Annotated in this window: 1 pseudogene; it reads right to left on the reverse strand. The window is 24.7% G+C overall.

Features of this window, described 5'->3' with window-relative positions:
* Window positions 1-577: pseudogene (locus MBCUR_RS03325) on the reverse strand (hypothetical protein); the annotation flags it as partial.
* Window positions 578-627: the final 50 nt, after the last annotated feature.

Below are 627 nucleotides of genomic sequence, written 5' to 3' on the forward strand. Positions count from 1 at the left end.
CTATTTCATTATCTTTTAAGAATTTAAACTCTTTTTCACCACGATATGTGTAATCTGCACTAATTTTTTCAGGATATTTATTTATTGTCCATAAAACCTTTTGAATTTGAGGTATTAGTTGATTGTGGTCTGTAGGGTCTTGAACAGCATTTAAATTAATTATTAACTTAGATTTGTAGTCTACACATGCTTGAATATTAAAAGATAGCTCTATCCTATCTTTTTTATTCTTCATCCATCTGGCATCTTTGCAATGAGTACCAACACTAGATTGTCCAGATTCATTTAAAATATCTTTTAAATCATTTAAAAAGCTTATTTTTTCTTTAACAGATTTTTTATTATCAGTTAGAATTTTATAAACAGATTCGCGAACTTTATCATTATTTTCATCTTTCAAATATTCTTTAATCTCTTTTTTACTTAATTTTAATAAATCTAAACAAAAATTGATCTCATTTAATCGAATCATATTATATGGACTATTATTTGCTTTACTTATGGTTCCATCAATACTTATATGATTAAAATCAGTTAATTCTTCTTTTTCAGCTTCTTTAAGCAAATCTTCATGCATTTTTTCAATTAAATATCCACAATTTTGTTTAAATCTTCTTAAAGTCCTTG

Source organism: Methanobrevibacter curvatus, assembly GCF_001639295.1.
Taxonomy (GTDB): domain Archaea; phylum Methanobacteriota; class Methanobacteria; order Methanobacteriales; family Methanobacteriaceae; genus Methanoflexus; species Methanoflexus curvatus.